Origin of the sequence: Bradyrhizobium sp. 31Argb, assembly GCF_043638955.1 — a bacterium.
Lineage (GTDB): Bacteria > Pseudomonadota > Alphaproteobacteria > Rhizobiales > Xanthobacteraceae > Bradyrhizobium.
The window spans coordinates 1-4,144 of the sequence record NZ_JBEGDB010000442.1 but is presented as its reverse complement, the minus strand read 5'-3'; the positions used below and the strand labels follow the sequence as shown (position 1 = coordinate 4,144).

General features: G+C 66.7%; 4 protein-coding genes. All 4 read right to left on the bottom strand.

The genetic code is table 11. The features are described 5' to 3' along the window. Positions 1-108: 108 nt before the first annotated feature. From AAFX91_RS39605 to AAFX91_RS39590, 4 genes are read right to left on the bottom strand one after another with little or no spacing between them, the layout of a single operon-like run. Entirely contained in the window at positions 109-975 is an 867-nt protein-coding gene (locus tag AAFX91_RS39605) for an aromatic ring-hydroxylating dioxygenase subunit alpha (RefSeq protein WP_394570114.1), read from the bottom strand. 11 nt (positions 976-986) lie between these two features. Beyond that, complete coding sequence (locus AAFX91_RS39600; protein ID WP_394570113.1) at positions 987-2,372, bottom strand: amidohydrolase family protein; 1,386 nt, start codon at positions 2,370-2,372, stop codon at positions 987-989. After that, the gene (locus AAFX91_RS39595) at positions 2,369-3,490 is read right to left on the bottom strand and encodes a GMC family oxidoreductase (protein WP_394570112.1); all 1,122 of its coding nucleotides are present in this window, start codon (positions 3,488-3,490) and stop codon (positions 2,369-2,371) included. Before AAFX91_RS39595 ends, AAFX91_RS39600 begins: the two co-directional genes overlap by 4 nt. Further along, on the bottom strand, positions 3,442-3,927 hold the full coding sequence (locus tag AAFX91_RS39590; protein WP_394570111.1) for a GMC family oxidoreductase N-terminal domain-containing protein: 486 nt from the start codon (positions 3,925-3,927) through the stop codon (positions 3,442-3,444). The genes AAFX91_RS39595 and AAFX91_RS39590 overlap by 49 nt, the downstream gene beginning before the upstream one ends. Between the last annotated feature and the right edge of the window lie 217 nt (positions 3,928-4,144).

The window sequence follows — 4,144 nt, the reverse complement described above, 5'->3', positions numbered from 1 at the left end:
CCGGTCTTGTAAAGACGATTCACCATCCGCGAATCGTACCTCAACTTCCCGAAATCCGCGAAATTCTTGCCCAGCCTCTTCCGCTTCACCCGGGCTACGGGGCAGAGGTCATCGCGAGCCGGCGATGGTGCCGTAGCGGAGGCCCTTTTCCTTGAGCCAGCGGCGATAGGCGACGGAGGAGCTGTCGGCGCGGGTCGGGATCTCCGCGCGTGGTTCGAGCGGCAGCCGCAAGGGACGCTGGTTCTCGACGATGATGCGGTCCTGGGAAAAGATCACCTGCTCGAACTTCAGCATGTCGTTGTAGGCCGACTGCGCGTCGACCAGGAACATCACCGGCTGGGCGCGGCACAGTTCCTCCTCGATCGGCTGGATGAACAGCGCGATCGCATCAAGCCGCGAGGGAGCGGAAGGGCATACGCGGTAGAGCATCACCGTAAACGGCGACGGCACGCGGTAGGTGAGCTGCACGAAATCGCCGGCAGATTCCGTCACGGCGATGCGCGGCTGGAAGAACCGGCAATTGGTCGCCCAGACCTCGTCAACGTCGCGGCGGATCTCGCTCTCATAAGTCGGCACCTCCGTGTGCGGCTCGGCGCCGAGAATGTCGTGATGGACGAAAGGGAAATGCGCCATGTCGAGGAAATTCTCGATCACGCGCGGCGCGGAGGTGCGCAGCTTGACCCAGCCGCAAATCACGAAGCGGCGGTCCTCCTCCGCGGCCTCAGCGATGTCGAAGATCTCGCGCCGCGGCTCGCCGAGCGTGGTCCAGAGGCAGCCGTAGCGCTCGCGGGTCGGGAGCGGCGCGGTCGGTGTGCCCGCGACGAGCTCCCGTACGCGCGGCGCGCCATCGGCGGCGCGGTCGACGATCAGATCCTGGCCGAGCAGGCGCGTGAGGCGCGGCGTTGACGCCACCTCGGACAGCGTCTCGATCGCGTACCATTCGTTCAGCGCGACGGGATCACTGGTTTTCGCCATTGCCTGCCCCGTCAAACCGCGCCGGTCCACTGCACCGAGCCGTGGACGTGCTCGGCGAGCCAGGCGGCGCGGCGCGCGAACAATCCCGGCGCCACTTCGTGAACATGATCGATCAACGCGCGCAGATCGGCCGTCGTCAACTGGCCGTCCTCGACGACGATCCGGCCATCGACCATGGTCAGCGCGACGTCGCCGCCGCGCACCGCATGCACCAGATTGTGCTGCAGGTTGAAATAGGGTCCTTCGCCGAACAGCGGCGTCATCCGCGGCGTGTCGGTGCGCACCGCGATCAGGTCGGCCTTCTTGCCGATTTCGAGCGAGCCGATCTCATGGTCGAGACCGATGGCACGCGCGCCCATGATCGTACCCATCCGCAGCGCGGTCCAGGAATCCAGTGCAGCCGCATTGAGCGATTTCAGCTTGCCGAGCAGCGAGGCCGCCTTCATCTCCTCGAACATGTCGAGATTGTTGTTCTCCTTCTCGCCGTCGGTGCCGAGGCCGACCGCAAGCCCGGCCCGCAGCATGGCCTCCACGGGGGCGATGCCGCTGGCGAGCTTCATGTTGCTGACGGGGTTGTGCGCCACCGAGACGCCGCGGCGGGCCAGCAGCGCGATCTCGGCATCGTCGAGCCAGACCGCATGCGCGATCATCGCCCGCGGCGTCTCGAACAAGCCGAGATCGTCGAGCACGAACATGGGCCGCTTGCCGTAACGCTTCTCGAACTCGGCGACCTCGATCGAGGCCTCACTGCAATGGGTGTGGAAACCGGTGCGGTGGCGTTTGGCCATCTCAACGGCGCGGCGTTGCGCAGCCTCGTCGGAATAGAAGAGATGTTCGAGCCCGACCCAGACGGAGATGCGGCCGTCCTCCTTGCCGTGCCAGGTCTCGATCATTCGCTCATTGTCGTCGAGCGTATCGAAATAATTGTAATCGGGATGCTCGCCGACATAGGGGACGGCGACGAGACGATTGCCGATGGCACGAGCCGCCCGCGCGCTGCCGTCCATGAAGCGCCACATGTCGACAGTCGTCGTGGTGCCCGCGAGCACGCTCTCGGCATAGCAGAGATAGGACGCAGCCTCCGCCTCGTGTGGTCGCAGCACGCGGTGCATCGGATTGATGTGCAGCCGCAGCCAGTCCCATACCGGCAGATGCTCTGCCGTGCCGCGCAGAAAGCCGGAATGCATGTGGCAGTTCACCAGCCCCGGCATGACCAGGCAATTCCTGAGGTAGGTGACCTCTGCCGCGGGCTCGGCAGCGCAGAGCGCGGCGCTCTTGCCGACCGCACTGATGCGGCCGCCGCGCACAAGCACCGCGCCGTCAGGGATGACGCGGTTGGCTGCGTCCATGGTCAGGACGAAGTCGGCGGCGATGATCTGGTCCTTCTGTGCGTTCATGGCGCCGGCTCTGCAGGTTTCGTGCCGGTGATGAAATCGGCGGCGCGCTCGCCGATCATCACCACGGGCGCATGGGTATTGCAGGACGGGATGATCGGGATCACCGAGGCATCCGCGATGCGCAGGCCCTCGACGCCGCGCACGCGCAACTGTGGATCGACCACGGCGCGCTCGCCTGTGCCCATCGCGCAGGTGCCGCAGGTGTGGAAGAAGGTCGAGCAGCTCATGCGGATGAACGCGATCTTCCCGCTGCGCGACATCAGGCGATCCGGCGCGGCCGGCGCAGCGATGAGGTCGGCGAAGGCCCTGGTGGCGGACAGTTCCATGATGGTATCGATCCCGGCGATCAGCGCTTCGAGGTCGGCGGCCTCGGCGAGGAAGTTCGGCTGCAGATCGATCGCCGCGCCCGGCTCGGCACTCTCAAGCCGCATGCGGCCGACGCTGGTCGAGCGCATCAATCCCGGCGACATCGCGAAGATGTCGCCGGAGAGATCGTAAGCCGAGGCGACCTCATCGTTGGCGTTGCGGCCCTGCACGACAAAAGCGTGGAGATCGGGCGCGGCGAGCGCGGCAGCGCTCTTCCAGTTCATCATGCTGCCGCCGCCATTGTCGCGCACCGGCCCGAGCGGAGTCTTGGCGCGAAAGTTCATGCCCATCAGCAGCGGATGGTCCTGCAGATTCTCACCGACGCCTTCGAGATCGGCCGTGACTGATATGCCGAGCCGCGCCAATTCTTCCGCCGGCCCGATGCCGCTCATCAAGAGCAGCCGCGGCGTGTCGATCGCGCCGAGCGCCAGGATGATCTCGGAGTCCGCGCGCGTCTCAACAACGGCGCCGTCGATGATCGAGCGTACCGCGCGGGCGCGGCGGCCCTCGAAGGAAAGGCCGATAGCGAGCGCATTGGTGTGGATGGTGAGATTATTCCGGTCCATCACCGGCCGCAGATAACCGCGCGCCGCGCTCCAGCGCTTGCCTTCGCTGACGTTGAGATTGGCGAGGCCGGCGCCCTCATTGGTCGCGCCGTTCGGATCGTCGATCACGGGGATGCCGAGCTCGGCGGCGCCCGCGATCATCGCGCGCGCAATCGGGTGAGGATCGCGCGGGCGCTCGATACGCAAGGGACCGCCGGCGCCGCGATAGTCGGAGGCGCCGCCCTCCAGTCCTCGCTGCGCTTGAAGTACGGCAACACGGAACGGAAATTCCATCCCGTCGCGCCCGCCGCCTCCCAGGCGTCGTAGTCGGACGGATGGCCACGGTACCACAGCATCGCGTTGAGGCTCGACGATCCCCCGAGCACGCGGCCGCGCGGAATCGCGATGCTGCGTCCGTTCAGCTCGCGCTGTGGCGCATAGCGGTAGCCCCAATCGTAGCGGCCACCGAGCAGCGCGGTCCAGTGCGCCGCATCCTCGATCGCGGCAATGCCGGCATCCGACGGCCCGGCTTCGAGCAGCAGCACGCTGGCATTGCTGCGCTCGGCCAGCCGCCGCGCCACCACCGCGCCGCCGGATCCGCCGCCGACCACGATGTAATCATAGGCGGGGAGGAGCGCGGTCATGGCGACGGAGCGACGCGCGTTGTTTCACCTCTCCCGCTTGCGGGAGAGGTCGCTGCGCGAAGCGCAGCGGGTGAGGGCTCTCTCCGCTCGCGACAGCGCGAATCGTGGAGAGACCCCCCACCCCGGCCCTCCCCCGCAAGCGTAGGGGAATCGCATATGGCCTTAGGCCGTGTGGACAGTTACCTTATCCAGAGCAGAGTGGCGGCAATGGCGACGA